The organism is Gammaproteobacteria bacterium (assembly GCA_029880545.1).
Classification (GTDB): domain Bacteria; phylum Pseudomonadota; class Gammaproteobacteria; order Acidiferrobacterales; family SZUA-150; genus JAOUOD01.
Genome location: JAOUOD010000006.1, coordinates 185,322 through 200,232, shown reverse-complemented (window position 1 = coordinate 200,232; position 14,911 = coordinate 185,322). Strand labels below are relative to the sequence as shown.

14 protein-coding genes are annotated in these 14,911 nt (G+C 53.4%); 12 read left to right on the top strand and 2 right to left on the bottom strand.

What is annotated here, in order from left to right:
- The first annotated feature begins 209 nt into the window (after window positions 1-209).
- The 5 genes from OEZ10_09050 (at window position 210) to OEZ10_09030 (ending at window position 5,484) form a co-directional block, all read left to right on the top strand.
- Window positions 210-1,154: a SulP family inorganic anion transporter gene (locus OEZ10_09050; protein MDH5633130.1), complete on the top strand. Its 945-nt coding sequence runs from the start codon at window positions 210-212 to the stop codon at window positions 1,152-1,154.
- A gap of 861 nt (window positions 1,155-2,015) precedes the next feature.
- Window positions 2,016-3,305, top strand: a complete 1,290-nt coding sequence (locus OEZ10_09045; GenBank protein MDH5633129.1) for an FtsX-like permease family protein — start codon at window positions 2,016-2,018, stop codon at window positions 3,303-3,305.
- Window positions 3,302-4,579, top strand: a complete 1,278-nt coding sequence (locus OEZ10_09040; protein MDH5633128.1) for an ABC transporter permease — start codon at window positions 3,302-3,304, stop codon at window positions 4,577-4,579. The genes OEZ10_09045 and OEZ10_09040 overlap by 4 nt, the downstream gene beginning before the upstream one ends.
- A gap of 18 nt (window positions 4,580-4,597) precedes the next feature.
- Window positions 4,598-5,293, top strand: a complete 696-nt coding sequence (locus OEZ10_09035; GenBank protein ID MDH5633127.1) for an ABC transporter ATP-binding protein — start codon at window positions 4,598-4,600, stop codon at window positions 5,291-5,293.
- A gap of 26 nt (window positions 5,294-5,319) precedes the next feature.
- Complete coding sequence (locus OEZ10_09030; GenBank protein ID MDH5633126.1) at window positions 5,320-5,484, top strand: hypothetical protein; 165 nt, start codon at window positions 5,320-5,322, stop codon at window positions 5,482-5,484.
- 4 nt (window positions 5,485-5,488) lie between these two features.
- Here OEZ10_09030 and OEZ10_09025 read toward each other — a convergent pair whose 3' ends face one another.
- On the bottom strand, window positions 5,489-6,271 hold the full coding sequence (locus OEZ10_09025) for a hypothetical protein (protein ID MDH5633125.1): 783 nt from the start codon (window positions 6,269-6,271) through the stop codon (window positions 5,489-5,491).
- Between the two features lie 95 nt (window positions 6,272-6,366).
- On the opposite strand from OEZ10_09025, the gene OEZ10_09020 reads away from it, so the two are divergent.
- On the top strand, window positions 6,367-6,540 hold the full coding sequence (locus OEZ10_09020; GenBank protein ID MDH5633124.1) for a hypothetical protein: 174 nt from the start codon (window positions 6,367-6,369) through the stop codon (window positions 6,538-6,540).
- A 4-nt stretch (window positions 6,541-6,544) separates the two neighbouring features.
- Here the strand turns inward: OEZ10_09020 and OEZ10_09015 are convergent, their stop codons facing one another.
- Entirely contained in the window at window positions 6,545-7,339 is a 795-nt protein-coding gene (locus OEZ10_09015; protein ID MDH5633123.1) for an MgtC/SapB family protein, read from the bottom strand.
- A gap of 63 nt (window positions 7,340-7,402) precedes the next feature.
- On the opposite strand from OEZ10_09015, the gene dapB reads away from it, so the two are divergent.
- From dapB to OEZ10_08985, 6 genes are all read left to right on the top strand, one after another.
- Entirely contained in the window at window positions 7,403-8,200 is a 798-nt protein-coding gene (dapB, locus tag OEZ10_09010; protein ID MDH5633122.1) for a 4-hydroxy-tetrahydrodipicolinate reductase, read from the top strand.
- A gap of 140 nt (window positions 8,201-8,340) precedes the next feature.
- Window positions 8,341-9,477, top strand: a complete 1,137-nt coding sequence (gene carA, locus OEZ10_09005) for a glutamine-hydrolyzing carbamoyl-phosphate synthase small subunit (protein ID MDH5633121.1) — start codon at window positions 8,341-8,343, stop codon at window positions 9,475-9,477.
- Window positions 9,478-9,483: 6 nt separating this feature from the next.
- Window positions 9,484-12,714: a carbamoyl-phosphate synthase large subunit gene (gene carB, locus OEZ10_09000; protein ID MDH5633120.1), complete on the top strand. Its 3,231-nt coding sequence runs from the start codon at window positions 9,484-9,486 to the stop codon at window positions 12,712-12,714.
- Entirely contained in the window at window positions 12,714-13,190 is a 477-nt protein-coding gene (gene greA / locus OEZ10_08995; GenBank protein MDH5633119.1) for a transcription elongation factor GreA, read from the top strand. Before carB ends, greA begins: the two co-directional genes overlap by 1 nt.
- Before the next feature lie 4 nt (window positions 13,191-13,194).
- Window positions 13,195-13,659: a DUF4149 domain-containing protein gene (locus tag OEZ10_08990; GenBank protein MDH5633118.1), complete on the top strand. Its 465-nt coding sequence runs from the start codon at window positions 13,195-13,197 to the stop codon at window positions 13,657-13,659.
- Between the two features lie 118 nt (window positions 13,660-13,777).
- On the top strand, window positions 13,778-14,815 hold the full coding sequence (locus OEZ10_08985) for a hypothetical protein (protein ID MDH5633117.1): 1,038 nt from the start codon (window positions 13,778-13,780) through the stop codon (window positions 14,813-14,815).
- Window positions 14,816-14,911: the final 96 nt, after the last annotated feature.

Below are 14,911 nucleotides of genomic sequence, written 5' to 3'. Positions count from 1 at the left end.
CCGATTGCGGGCTGAGTTTTAGAATTTTTATATCTTTTCAAAGCCAGGAATATGCCTGGCTCCGTGCATTTTCCCACCAAAAACCCCGTGCAGTGGTAGCACCATGCTGGTATATTACTGACTGCTAATATTCCTCGTAGCGTTTGCTGCTTCAGGCTAGCGATTCAATTCTGATTTTTCCCGTTTTTTGTGAAGGACCTCATGCCGCTATGAATATCAGGGCGCTTTTTCCGTTTCTTTCGTGGTTTCGCCTGGTTAATCGTGACAGCCTCAGAGCGGATATGGCGGCAGGGTTTACCGGAGCCGTTATCGTGTTGCCGCAAGGCGTGGCCTTCGCCACGATTGCCGGGTTGCCGCCCGAGTACGGGTTGTATACGGCCATGGTGACGCCGATCATTGCTGCGCTGTTTGGTTCATCCATGCATTTGATATCCGGCCCGACCACAGCGATTTCCATTGTTGTATTTTCCGCAGTAAGCCACCATGCGGTGCCCGGAACTCCCGAGTTCATTTCACTGGCTTTGTTGCTGACATTTCTTGCAGGTGTGTACCAGATGGCATTCGGCTTTGCCCGCATGGGCAAGCTGGTGAACTTTGTTTCGCATACGGTTGTAATCGGGTTTACTGCCGGCGCCGCCATTCTTATCGTGACATCGCAAATGAAAAGCGTGTTTGCAGTTCCGATCCCCAGGGGCGAGTCATTTTTGCATACCTGGGTCGACCTCTGGAATATGGCCGGGGACATGAATGGTTATGCGTTTATCGTGGCAATGGTGACCGTGGCAGTCGCCATAGCGGTAAAGAAATTTGCGCCGAAGATTCCTAACCTGCTGGTCGGCCTGGTAGCAGGCAGTTTCGCAGCGCTAGGCATCAGGTTCATGGGGCATGGTATTGATATGGTCGGTGCGATTCCGGCGCAGTTGCCGCCGCTATCTGTTCCGGAATTCTCGTTCAGTTCCATCAGGATGCTGGCCCCGGAATTCATCCTGTCAAGCAACTGCAACTATCCGGTGTTGCCAAAAACTATTTGGAAGCGACAGCCGGGGCGGCATTGTTTTGCTTTGGCCGTTTTCGTTTATCGAACGGAAAAAGACCTTTTCCGGCATCCGGAAATTCGTTCAGTTGTTGTGCCAGGCTGTTGCGATAGCTTTTGACCCCGCCAGTACTAACCCCGTCATGGAACAGGGTCGCCCAGAGTAGTTCTCCGGTTTTAGCATCCACAAGAATGGCATACCCATAAATGTTGTTTTTATGGGGCCTGCCGGAGCTAACCCAAATAGTGGCTCCGGTTACGACGCTTGCCATGGTTGACACCAACACGTCCGACAGCGCCCGCGAAAGAAACTTCTTGGCGGAAAGTGATATCCCGGTGTACTCCAGGAACAAATAGGCGTCTGCTGTATTTACGTTTTGATTCAGGGTGTCGTCATTAAGAAGAACAATATTTGTGTTATACGCAGTATCTACATCGACCAGCCTGGTGTCATATAGCTCGGCCAACGGGGCGCCTGAAAAGCTGGAGCGGATTTCTTCGATAATGGCACACTCCGGGTTGTCAGTTTGCGCCAATGAATTGTTGACCACGGCGTAATGCTTTTCAGTCAATACCTCTTTTAGTTTATCGTGCAACAAGGGGTTGAGTTTCTCGGTGCGTGGGGTAAGCACCTCAAGATTGCCTTCATCATCCAATCGATTCATTTGCCCTTGCGGTGCAAGAACCAGGACTTTTTTGAACTGACTCGTTCCGTAGGCAAAGTCACTTCTTGCGCGAAGAGCGGTTTGCATTGCGCAACCACTCATAGACAAAAGCAAAGTGATAAAAACAAGGCTGGTATAGATTCGGCGGGATGTTGGTATTTTCATTTTTATTTCCTTCTCCAGGAACTTCAATGCGTAAAATCATAATACTGTAAAACATCCTTAAATCAACGGTTTGTTTATTGATAGGGCGGGTGGAATGTCAAACTTTGCGGGAGTATAATTCGTATCCGTACCTATGAAGCCAGGGGGTCAGCGTGTCAACACACCCGCCATTGCTGGTATATATCGCCTGGCGCAACCTCTGGCGCAATCGTATTCGCAGCGTGCTCACCATTTCCGCGCTCGGTATCGGTCTGGCACTGATGATCGTGTATGCCACCCTGGTCGAGGGCATGTACCGACAAATGGCCAACTCGGCCACCCAGATTTCCACCAGTCATTTCCAGATTCATCGGCAGGCCTATGCCGATGACCAGGACCTGTATGCTTTGTTGCCTCAGGAATTGCTGGCAGTGCTGGATACCGTGCCCAGGGTCAGGGTAGCGCCTCGACTGTACGCCGCCGGTCTTGCTGCTGCGGGTGATCAATCTGTCGGCGTAATGTTGAAGGCTATCGATCCGGAGCGCGAAGCCCGTGTCACGAGTATGCTTGAACATATTCGCAGTGGCGAAATGAATCTTGGCAAGACTTCAACACAGCAGGGCGAGGTGACGGTATATCACGTACTTGTTGGCACGCAACTCGCTCGAAGTCTGCGCATCGCAGCTGGCGATGAAGTGGTCATTATCACCCAGGCCGCCGATGGCGGCATAGGCAATGGCATTTATCGCGTTGGTGGCATACTTAAACCTATCGAGGCCGGTTTTGATCGTGCGGGTGTCTTGATGTCTATTGATGCATTTCGCGAGCTCATGTTTATCGAGACCGGCATGCATGAAATTGCCGTGAACACGGATGATCTCGAACAGCTATCATTATTTGGACAGCACCTGTCCGATGCCTTGGCCGGGTTTCGCTCTCAGCATTCGATGCCGGAGTACGGTGGCAAGCTGGTGCTGCGCAACTGGCGACAACTTGTCCCGGCGGTATCGGACATGCTGGAGATGAGTGGTACGGTGATTTATATCATTGGCGGTATTCTGGTGGGACTGGCGGCGCTCGGTATGATGAATACCATGCTCATGGCTGTGCACGAGCGTACACATGAGTTTGGTATATTGCTTGCGATCGGCATGAGCCGCTACCGGTTGCTGACCATGGTGATGCTCGAGTCATTTTTCCTGTCCTTGGTCGCCATGGTAGTTGGTGTAGCGCTTGGTGCATCCTCGTCTCACTACCTGGAGGTGACCGGAATTGATCTGACACCATGGTTGCCTGATGGCATGGACTGGGCCGGTGTAATATGGGATCCGGTCTGGAAAGGTTACTTGACCGGCGAAAGTGTTGTTGTCGGTATTGTCATCATGGTTGTTGTTGCCATGTTGGCGTCTCTGATTCCTTCGTGGCGAACCGTGCGCATGAAGCCGGCCGAGGCGATACGATGAATATTTTTGAATTCAGGAATCGCTGGATTACCCTGGTATTGCTTGCCTGGCGCAACTTGTGGCGTCACCGGCGTCGTACCTTTATCACGCTAAGCTCTGTTGCGCTTGGCTTCAGCCTCGCGGTAGCCAGTATCGGTCTGCAGGACGGATCGCATAATTCGATGGTGCGTAATGGCATTCGGATGGGTGAAGGCCATATCACCATACAGCCACAAGACTACCGCGATTCTCCGGCCAATTACCGCTTTATCGGCGATGGCAACAAGCTGGCGCAATCACTGTCAACATTGCAGTTTGAGGGCAGGATCGCGCCCCGTATCGCCTTGCAGGTACTCGCCAATACTGCCAGTAATTCAGTGGGCGCAATACTGGAGGGCATTGATCCTGAAGCGGATCCGCGCGTCGGCCAGTTTCGGGGAAAGCTTGTTACCGGCAACTGGATTGAAAGCACCGATGCGCGAGGTGTGGTGGTCGGCAGCAACATGGCGCGCAAACTAAAGCTTGAAACGGGACGAAAACTCGTGATTATGATTGGCAAGCGCGGGGGTGATCCGGAAGCAAGACTGGCGCTGGTGCGAGGCATATTCAACACCGGCATTGATGCACTTGACAGTTATTATATAGTTAGCGGTATGGAGTTCGCCCGTCACTTCCTGATAGCAGAAGGAGGCAACGCCGAACTGGCACCGGTAACCCGCGTAGCCTTGTATCTTGATGATGCCGATCAGCTTGAAACCTGGCTGCCCGCGATCGGGAAACAGGTAAAAGAGCCCGGTATTGCCGTACTGGGCTGGCCGGAAATGATGCCGGAGTTATTGCAGTTCATCGCCATCGATGATGGCTTCAGTTACGTCATGTTTTTTCTGATCCTGTTTGTTGTTGTTATTGGCATTCTTAATACGGTGCTAATGAGCGTGCTGGAGCGTACACGGGAGTTTGGATTGTTGCGTGCCCTGGGTCTGAGCCGGGATTATCTTCTTGCCCTGGTATTTTGCGAATCCTTGCTATTGAGCTTTCTCGCAGTCGCGGTGGGCTGGATACTCGGCGGCAGCTTCCATCTATACCTGGCCTTTTATGGTATCGACTTTTCTGCACTGGTACCCGAGGGTACTGAAGTGATGGGCACGGTAATGGACCCGGTTGTTCGTTCGGAGCTGTCGATGACCCGGGTGGTCCAGCTGACGTCTATTATTTTCATGGCGACACTGGCATCGGGTATCTATCCCGCTATCAAGGCGGCGCGTGTGACACCTATCGAAGCCTTGCGTACCTGAAACATGAGGAAACCGGTTATGGCATTGCTGGAGGTCAAACAGATCAACAAAACCTATATCCAGGGCGAAGTGGAGGTGAGCGCGCTTCGTGAGGTCAACCTGTCACTGAAGGAAAGCGAGTTCGCTGCACTGGTGGGTCCGTCAGGTTCAGGCAAGACGACATTGCTGAATATTATTGGTGGGCTTGATGCGCCTTCGAGTGGTGGCGTGTTTCTGAATGGAACCGATATCACCGCGATGACCGAAAAACAGCAGGCGCATTTCCGGTTGATGGAAGTGGGGTTTATATTCCAGGCTTACAATCTGGTTCCGGTGCTGAGTGCACTGGAGAACGTGGAACTGGTCATGGTGTTGCAGGGTCGTCATGCTCATGAGCGACGGGAGCGCGCCCGGCACTACCTGGAAGTGGTTGGCCTTAAAGACATGATGCACCGTCGCCCGGGCGCCTTGAGTGGAGGTCAACAACAACGCGTTGCCGTCGCCAGGGCATTGGCAGCCGGTCCGCGTATCGTGCTTGCTGATGAGCCAACAGCCAACCTGGACTCTGAGAATGCGACGGCGTTACTGGAAATCATGCACGACTTGTCGCATGAAGAAAAAACCACGTTCCTGTTTTCAACGCATGATACAAGGGTGATGGCTCGTGCCGAGCGCATTATTACCCTGCGCGACGGCGCCGTGGAATCAGATAGCTATACCGGGCGTCATCATTAACGAGCACCGGTTTTGAAGGAATTGCCATGATCGCTGCTCTGCTCATTTCCGTGCTGTGCATTATCAGTGGAGTTGTTTGTCACCGCCTTGCTGCTGCACGCGGCAGGCAATCGGTACCTTGGGGCGTGGCAGGCTTGATGTTTGGGCCACTGGTGATCCCGATCATATTGCTGTTGCCGCGTCGGCGCTGATGCCTCACGGTGCAATCGGTTGTCCGCGTGCGGGCAAATCATCCAGTACTTCGACAATGGCAGCAATAAAATCATTATCGTTACCAAAGTGCATGTCCTTGTCAGCCTGGTTTGCCCAGAGTACGGCCCCGGTCTTGCTGTTGATCAATACCGCCAGTGTCTGCACGCTATGACGTGAACCGGTCGGCGTTATGACATTACCGGTTCCGATAATGGTGCCGCCCGACAGGGTGGCGTTGTCCCATTCGCCCGCATAGCTGGCACCGGAGTAACTGATATACAAAACCATGTCACTGTCCTTGAGTAATGGTGATTGCAGGGCCTCGGCCGGAATCGTTGCGTCGATATTAAGAGCCCTTTCCTTTGGCTGGTAGAGTCGGTCGTACAAGGTGCCGGATACAAGGTGCCAGGCGGCGGAGATACCACCGGAAAGCTGTTTTTCCTGTATACGCTTGTCCTGGTGTTCTCCCGGCCGAGATGCCGAGTAACCCTTCTTGTTCAGTTCTTTCACCAATACCGAAGACGCCATCTCCGATATGCGCAGGCTGAATATGCCGGTATTGCGAGGCAGGCCGCCTCGACTGATATACCTGATGTCACCCTCCGGTTTGAGTACCGCAATGCTTGAAACGGGATACCGGCCTCCGGCAAAGTCTGGCGTGGCGCGAACGGTTCCGCCCGAGACACAAGATTGCACCAGCAGTGAAGTCAGGATAAAAACCGGCAGCATGAGCCTGGAGGGGCGTGGCAATGGTAGCCGGGTTGAGTGGTAGCCGGACGTAATCATGATCTGAACCCCGCAATTGTCAGGTTTCGATTGACATATTAAAGTCAAAAAGCCTCAATCAGGCAATCATTGTGTTACACGAGGCGATAACCGGTATGACCGAAAAACACGTTATTTTCACCTACCTCGCAATCTGGGCGGCTTCCCAGGTCGCCGCCGTACTTGTTTCATGGAAGTTGGGCTACATCAGCACAGTATTGATTATCGTTGCGCCCATCCTGGTGGCCGCATCCTTGGGCAATATAATTACCCGCCGCCATTCCGACTAGCGGGTCAGCCACCGGCAGGATTCAGCATGAATTCTGCTACTTTCTCCTGCATGGTCAGCGCCCGGGCAAGCTTCTGGTAATTGGCATTATGGCGCGTGTGCAGAGTCATGCGGTATTCAATCCATTTTCCCTGTTCCTGAAGGTGATAACTGACATTATGAGCCTTGGCATCATGCTCGGTAATCACTTTGCACAGGTCATCTTCGGAGATGGCATTGGCGGCCAGGGTGCGCACGTGCAATCGCGCATAACTCAGGGTTGGCAACATATCTTCGAGAAACCTGAAAATGGACAGTGTGCCCATGGTAATGACTGTCGCGGCGAATGCCGCCTCCATGAAACCAATTCCTATCAGGATACCGATTGAAGCAGTGATCCAAATGGATGCCGCGGTGGTCAGTCCACGGACAGACAGGCCTTCTTTCATGATGACGCCGGCGCCAAGAAAACCAATGCCCGTCATGATGCCCTGGGCCATACGCGTCGGGTCGATGCGAACCGCCTCTATGGGCAGGTCGGGCAGAAGTTTGACCTGGTAAACCGTCAACAGCATCAACAAGGATGATGATACGCACACCAGTGAATGCGTGCGAAAACCTGCCGGGCGACCATTAATACTGCGTTCCAGGCCAATAATAGAACCGGCGGCCAGTGCCCACAGCAGGGTTTCAATGGCGGGCCAGTAATCAGCAAACAGCATGGTGAGCTCCTTGTTGGTAATGCAGTAATGGCGCAATGGTATCCGGGTTTGGAACAGCTGAGCCAGTATTGCTATTTCGTGCAGCTCTCTTGGCCACACTCGGGCAGATGCGCTACTCTCCGACCATATATAGAGGTATTCGACAAGCGAGGCAAAAACTAGATGACACGCATTGCAATTACCGGCGCGGCAGGCCGAATGGGCAAATCGTTGGTGCAGGCCGTGCAGGAAGCCGATGGCGTTACCCTGGGTGCAGCCAACGAGCATGCCAGCAGCCCGGCTTTGGGCGTGGATGCCGGGATCAATACCGGTCTGGGCGCAACCGGTGTGCTCATTCGCGAGCAGCTGGACCCGGCTGATTTTGATGTGCTTATCGATTTCACTCGCCCCGAAGCCACCTTGGCCAACCTGGCCTTGTGTCGCCAGCACGGCAAGAAAATGGTCATCGGCACCACCGGCTTTGATGATGCGGGAAAACAGGCTATTGCCGATGCCGGCAAGGATATGGCCATTGTGTTTGCGCCGAATATGAGCGTGGGCGTGAATTTGAGCTTCAAGCTGGCCCAGATTGCAGCCCGGGTGCTGGGAGATGATGTTGATATCGAGATTGTCGAGGCACATCATCGGCATAAGGTCGATGCACCATCGGGTACGGCGCTGCGCCTGGGCGAAGTCATTGCCGACGCCCTGGGCCGCGATCTCAAGACTGACGCTATCTACGGCCGCGAGGGTATTACCGGCGAGCGCGAGCGCAGAACCATCGGGTTTGCCACCGTCCGTGCCGGGGATATCGTCGGGGAGCATACGGTCATGTATGCCGGTACCGGTGAGCGCGTGGAAATCACTCATCGTGCCACCAGTCGCATGACCTTTGCCGGCGGCGCCGTGCGTGCGGCACGTTGGCTAAGTGATAAATCTTCCGGTGTGTTTGATATGCAGGATGTTCTGGGTTTGCGTTGATTTTATCGGGTTGCTGACGTAACATCCGCGTCCAGCCTGATCCGGATCATCCGGCATTCGAATTCGTTAAAAACGGGAGAGCAGTTCCGACTCTCCCGTTTTTATGTGTCTGTTTTACTTGATTTATTTGGGGGTCCCGCTTGCCACAGCCCGCCTTGCTCGCACTGGAAGATGGTTCGCTTTTCGAAGGAATTTCTATCGGTGTTTCCGGTCAGACAGTGGGTGAAGTGGTGTTCAATACAGCGCTTACGGGTTACCAGGAAATCCTTTCCGACCCATCCTATGCTCGCCAGATCGTTACCCTGACTTATCCGCATATCGGCAACGTTGGTACCACCAGCGAAGACATGGAATCCAAAAAAGCTCATGCTGCCGGCCTGGTAATCCGTGATTTGCCGTTGTTGATGAGCAACTGGCGCGCGCAGCAAACCCTGCCTGAGTTCCTGGAAAAGCACAAAGTCGTGGCCATTGCCGGCATTGATACCCGCCGTCTTACCCGTATCCTGCGTGAAAAGGGTGCGCAGCGAGGTTGCATTGTTGCAGTGGAAAAAGGCCAGCGAATCAACAAGAAGGACGCGGTTGCCGCTGCCCAGGCGTTTGCCGGGCTGGCCGGAATGGATCTCGCCAAAACCGTGACCACGAGAAAACAGTACGACTGGAACGAAAGCAGTTGGTCCCTGGATAAGGGATACAAGCCGCTAACCGATGCACGCTTTCACGTGGTCGCCTATGATTTTGGCGTAAAGCACAATATTTTGCGCATGCTGGCTGATCGGGGCTGCAAGCTGACCGTGGTACCTGCCAAAACACCGGCAGAAGAAGTGCTGGCCATGAAGCCTGATGGCGTGTTCCTGTCCAATGGTCCGGGCGACCCGGAGCCGTGCGATTACGCCATCGAAGCCATCGGCAAGGTGCTGGAGAAGAAGCTGCCGGTATTCGGAATTTGCCTGGGCCACCAGTTGCTGGCACTGGCATCCGGCGCGCAAACCATGAAAATGAAGTTTGGTCATCACGGCGCCAATCACCCGGTGCAGGACCTTGAAACAAAACAGGTCATGATTACCAGTCAGAACCACGGCTTTGCCGTCAACGAAGACTCATTGCCCGGTAACCTGGAAGTCACACACCGTTCGCTGTTTGATCAAACCATCCAGGGAATTCGCCGCACGGATTGTCCGGCGTTTTCATTCCAGGGACACCCGGAGGCCAGTCCGGGGCCGCACGATGTAGCACCGTTATTTGACCAGTTTATCGCTTCCATGCAGGAGGCGAAGTAAGACGCCATGCCAAAACGTACCGACATAAACAGCATACTTATTATAGGCGCGGGCCCGATCGTAATTGGTCAGGCCTGCGAGTTCGACTACTCCGGCGCCCAGGCGTGCAAGGCATTAAGGGAAGAGGGCTACCGCGTTGTCCTGGTGAATTCCAACCCGGCTACCATCATGACCGATCCCGGCATGGCCGACGCAACCTACATCGAGCCGATACACTGGAAGACTGTTGAAAAGATCATAGAGAAGGAAAAGCCCGACGTTATTCTGCCCACCATGGGCGGCCAGACAGCGTTGAACTGTGCCCTGGATCTTGAGCGTCATGGCGTACTGAAAAAACATGGCGTTGAAATGATCGGCGCCACCAAGGAGGCCATCGACAAGGCGGAAGACCGTGAATTGTTTCGCAAGGCGATGCAGAAGATCGGCCTTGAGTGCGTGCGCGGTGCTATTGCCCACAGCATGGAAGAAGCACACCAGGTGCAGGCGAGTATCGGTTTCCCGGTCATCATCCGTCCGTCGTTCACCATGGGCGGCAGTGGCGGCGGTGTTGCCTATAACAAGGAAGAATTCATCGCCATTTGCGAGCGCGGCCTGGATGCCTCACCGACACGCGAGCTGCTGATTGAAGAATCCATCATTGGCTGGAAAGAATACGAAATGGAAGTGGTGCGTGATCGCAATGATAACTGCATCATCATCTGTTCCATTGAAAATCTTGATCCCATGGGTGTGCATACCGGTGACTCCATTACCGTGGCGCCGGCGCAAACCCTGACTGACAAGGAATACCAGATCATGCGTGATGCCAGTCTCGCCGTGTTGCGCGAGATCGGTGTAGATACCGGTGGTTCCAACGTGCAGTTTGCCGTTGATCCTGACAACGGTCGCATGATCATTATTGAAATGAACCCGCGTGTATCGCGCTCTTCGGCGCTGGCATCCAAGGCAACAGGATTCCCCATTGCCAAGGTGGCAGCCAAGCTGGCTGTTGGCTATACGCTCGATGAACTGGATAACGATATTACCGGTGGCGTGACCCCGGCATCGTTCGAGCCGAGTATTGATTACGTGGTAACCAAGATACCGCGTTTCACTTTTGAGAAATTCCCCAAGGCTGACCCGACCCTGACCACGCAAATGAAGTCAGTGGGCGAAGCCATGGCCATTGGTCGCACCCAGCAGGAATCCCTGCAAAAGGCGCTGCGCAGCCTTGAGATTGGTGTTTACGGTTTTGAATCCATGCTTGATCCGGGTATGGGCAAGGATGAAGCGCGTGATCGACTGAAGAATGAACTGCCCAGGCCGACAGCGGAGCGCCTGTTCTATGTAGGTGACGCTTTCCGTTTTGGCATGAGCTTCGAAGAGATCCACGATCTGACGCGCATTGATCCGTGGTTCCTGGCACAGATTGCCGACATCATCGAAACCGAGAAACAGATTATCAAGTCTGCCGGCAAGAAGCTGAGCAAAAAGAAAGTATACGAGTGGAAACGCAAGGGCTTCAGTGATCGTCGTATTGCTGACCTGCTGGGTATTCGTGAGGCGAAGTTCCGCAAGCAGCGTTACGAGCTGGATGTGCATCCGGTATACAAGCGTGTGGACTCCTGTGCTGCCGAGTTTGCTTCGGCCACCGCTTACATGTACTCCACTTATGAAGAAGAGTGTGAAGCCAACCCGTCAACACGTGAAAAGATCATGGTGCTGGGTGGTGGTCCCAACCGTATTGGCCAGGGTATCGAGTTTGACTATTGCTGCGTGCATGCAGCACTGACCATGCGTGAAGATGGTTATGAAACCATCATGGTTAACTGTAACCCGGAAACCGTATCGACAGATTACGATACCTCGGATCGCCTGTACTTTGAGCCGCTGACTCTTGAAGACGTGCTTGAAATCATACGTATAGAGAATCCCAAGGGCATTATTGTTCAGTACGGTGGACAAACACCGCTGAAACTGTCTCATGGTCTCGAAGAGGCGGGTGCCAACATTATCGGTACCAGCCCGGACTCCATTGACCTTGCCGAGGATCGTGAACGTTTCCAGCGACTGCTGAAAAAGCTCAAAATGCTGCAGCCGCCCAATGATATTGCCAAGGACGTGAAGTCAGCGGTCAAGAAAGCCGAAAAGATCGGTTACCCGCTGGTCGTGCGTCCATCGTATGTGCTCGGTGGCCGCGCTATGGAGATCGTGCACAACCAGGGCGACCTGGAAACCTACATGCGTGTGGCAGTGAAAGTATCCGAAGATACACCGGTGTTGCTGGACAAGTTCCTGAATGACGCCATCGAAGTGGATGTTGATGCCATTTGCGATGGCACCGACGTGGTAATCGGCGGCATCATGGAGCATATCGAGGAAGCCGGTGTGCATTCCGGCGACTCGGCGTGTTCATTACCGCCTTACAGCCTGTCAAGGAAGCTGCAGAAGCAACTGCGTGAACAGGCGGTGCAGCTGGCACACGGGCTCAAGGTAAAGGGGCTGATGAACATCCAGTTCGCCATCAAGGATAACGATATTTACGTGCTCGAGGTCAACCCGCGTGCCTCGCGTACCGTGCCTTATGTATCCAAGGCCACAGGCCGGCCGCTGGCGCGTGTTGCCGCCCGCTGCATGGTTGGCAAGACGCTTAAGGAGCAGGGTGTAACCCGCGAAATCATCCCGGAATACTATTCCGTCAAGGAAGCGGTATTCCCGTTCGTCAAGTTCCCGGGCGTGGACTCCATGCTCAGCCCGGAAATGAAGTCTACCGGCGAGGTCATGGGTGTTGGCCGTACATTCGGCGAGGCGTTTCTGAAATCGCAAATCGCTGCTGGTGACGCCATTCCCAAGTCCGGGCGCATGTTTATCAGTGTTCGCGATTCGGATCAGAAGCCGGCAGCGAAACTGGCCCGGGATTTTGCCGACATGGGATTCGAAATACTGGCAACACGCGGTACTGCCGCTGTGTTTGAGAAGGAAGGCGTAAAGGCGCGCGCAGTAAACAAGGTATCGGAAGGCCGCCCGCATATTGCCGACATGATCATGAATGGCGACGTGAGTATTATCATTAATACCATATCGGACAAGCAGAGCGTCGAGGATGCCTCGGACATCCGTCGTGTTGCCCTGCGCCAGAAAGTCACGCACTATACAACACTGGCAGCAGCCAGGGCCGCGCTTGAAGCACTGAAAGAGGATGAGGGGAGTGCTGTCAGCATTTATCGACTGCAGGATTTGCACGAGGAGATTGCCTGATGGACAAGGTGCCAATGACCGTCAAAGGTGCCGAGAAGCTGAAGGCGGAGCTGGAGAACCTGAAAAAGGTCGAGCGCCCGCGCATAATTGCTGCTATTGCCGAGGCTCGTGCCCATGGCGACCTGTCGGAAAATGCCGAGTATCACGCTGCCCGTGAACAACAGAGCTTTGCCGAGGGTCGCATCAAGGAGATTGAAGCCAAGCTGTCATTGGCCCAGGTAATCGATCCGACAAAGCTCAATGCGGAAGGACGGGTGGTCTTTGGTGCTACTGTCGTGTTGGCCGATGAGGAAACCGGTGACGAAGTTACTTACCAGATTGTTGGCGAAGACGAGGCCGACATCAGCGGTGGCATGATTTCCGTTACTTCCCCCATTGCCCGCGGAATTATCGGCAAGGAAGAAGGTGAGGTCGTTGAAGTCAAGGTTCCTGCCGGCATCAAGACCTACGAAATCGTCGAAGTCCGTTATAACTGATTCCATGAGCAGCCTGCAATCCACCGCCTGGCCGGAAAGGGTTGAGCGAGCACTGCTGACATTGTGGATAGGTGGCATGTGGGTGACCGGGTTCATCGTCGCCCCGGTCTTGTTTAAATCCCTTGATGATCGCCTGCTGGCCGGCAATATCGCCGGTCAACTTTTCCATATCACAAGTTATATCGGTATTGTGACCGTATTGCTGATAACAGCTATGGCTGTTGTCCAATACGGCAAGGACGTGTTCAGGCTAACTCACATTCGCATTATCCTGGTCATGCTCCTGTTAACCCTTGTTGGTGAATTCGTCCTGACACCAATGATGGTCGCCCTCAAGGCCGATCCCATCGCCCAGTCCTTGATTGCAGTCGGTGCTCACAGCCGCTTCTCCATGCTGCACGGCATATCCAGCAGCCTGTTTTTATTAAATAGTGTTCTCGGGCTTGTGCTTGTAGCCAAGATCAAATAACTCTATTCAGGTTGTAACCCGCTTCTTTTAGTCTTCCGTTTCAGTTGCACAACGGGCAGTAATCATATGGGCGGCCGTTTTTCTGCTGTTGCTAGCAGGAACTCTATGGAGGATAAAAGTGAAAATATCTCGTTTATTGCTTTGCATGCTTACCCTGTCTTTTCTTGTTTCATGCAGCAGTATGGGCGGCAGATGGGCGATTCGGTCAACCGAGTCAATGTGGCGTGAAAACCCGATGAATAAGATAGTCTTGGTTGGTACGTCCAAGGTAATTGATGTAAATGCAGAACCATTGAAAATACCGTTAGATCCCGACACTTCCGCAAGTTATATTGAGCTGATTTCGAAATCCATACAAGAAGCGCTCGTCGAGAAAGGCTATACAGTAACTGCAACGCTCTCCGGATTCACTGGCAACTGGAGATATCCGCTTGCCGATCAGTACTGGTCGGTAGACATGTACCGCAGAAATGGCGGCTTGGTAACCAGCGAAAGGCTGGTTTCAGAAACACTGCGACCGACAGGGCAGGATGAATTGCAGTACCTGTCGGACAAATCAACGGACAAAGCCATAAGGAATACTACAACGACACTGGCGCTGGAGTTCGATGATGGCATCAGTGATTTTTTGCCTGTATCGGGCAAGAACAACAAGCACAAGGGGATTACCTGCGGTCTAACAAGGCAGGCATATGCGCTGCAGTATAATCCGGATATGGACAAAATTGACGCGGTAGCCCGGTATTACAAGGCCGATACCGTTTGCCTGGTGAATGCCAGATATTCACGCCATTCGGAGGCGTTGATAGCAAAAGAAACCGAGCACTCAGTTGCAAAAGGCGTGATTGCCGCTGTCGCTGTGATTGCGTTAGCGGCTAATGGCCAGATGGTTGGTCTGGGTGCGCCTGGCCGCAGAATTCCAAGAAACAAGCTGCTGTTGCATTTGCAGTGCAGCAATCCAGGTGCGGCGGACGTCAGTTGGCAAAGCCGGGTATTGCTGGGGGTTGAGGATTCACAAAAGCTGGCCGACGATGTGAAATTGTTCCTGAAATTATTTCCAGGGTTGGGGCAACCATTGGACGGCGATTGCCATAAAAAGTCGCAAAGAGGATTGTACAATTGCCCGGGCCCGCGGGCGATGAATGCGCGCAACTGAGATAAGCGGATAGCAAATCCAGGCCATTTGAACCATATCGCCACATGCTGACCTGGTCTGGATACAGCAACCCGGATAGTCAGAGGTTCCGGGCGG

Excerpts from the sequence above, each read along its gene's own strand:
- OEZ10_09040 (MDH5633128.1), top strand. The coding sequence starts at position 3,302 with ATGAATATTTTTGAATTCAGGAATCGCTGGATTACCCTGGTATTGCTT.
- carB (MDH5633120.1), top strand. The coding sequence starts at position 9,484 with ATGCCAAAACGTACCGACATAAACAGCATACTTATTATAGGCGCGGGC.
- OEZ10_09030 (MDH5633126.1), top strand. The coding sequence starts at position 5,320 with ATGATCGCTGCTCTGCTCATTTCCGTGCTGTGCATTATCAGTGGAGTT.
- greA (MDH5633119.1), top strand. The coding sequence starts at position 12,714 with ATGGACAAGGTGCCAATGACCGTCAAAGGTGCCGAGAAGCTGAAGGCG.
- OEZ10_09025 (MDH5633125.1), bottom strand. The coding sequence starts at position 6,271 with ATGATTACGTCCGGCTACCACTCAACCCGGCTACCATTGCCACGCCCC.
- dapB (MDH5633122.1), top strand. The coding sequence starts at position 7,403 with ATGACACGCATTGCAATTACCGGCGCGGCAGGCCGAATGGGCAAATCG.
- OEZ10_09035 (MDH5633127.1), top strand. The coding sequence starts at position 4,598 with ATGGCATTGCTGGAGGTCAAACAGATCAACAAAACCTATATCCAGGGC.
- OEZ10_08990 (MDH5633118.1), top strand. The coding sequence starts at position 13,195 with ATGAGCAGCCTGCAATCCACCGCCTGGCCGGAAAGGGTTGAGCGAGCA.
- OEZ10_09020 (MDH5633124.1), top strand. The coding sequence starts at position 6,367 with ATGACCGAAAAACACGTTATTTTCACCTACCTCGCAATCTGGGCGGCT.
- OEZ10_09050 (MDH5633130.1), top strand. The coding sequence starts at position 210 with ATGAATATCAGGGCGCTTTTTCCGTTTCTTTCGTGGTTTCGCCTGGTT.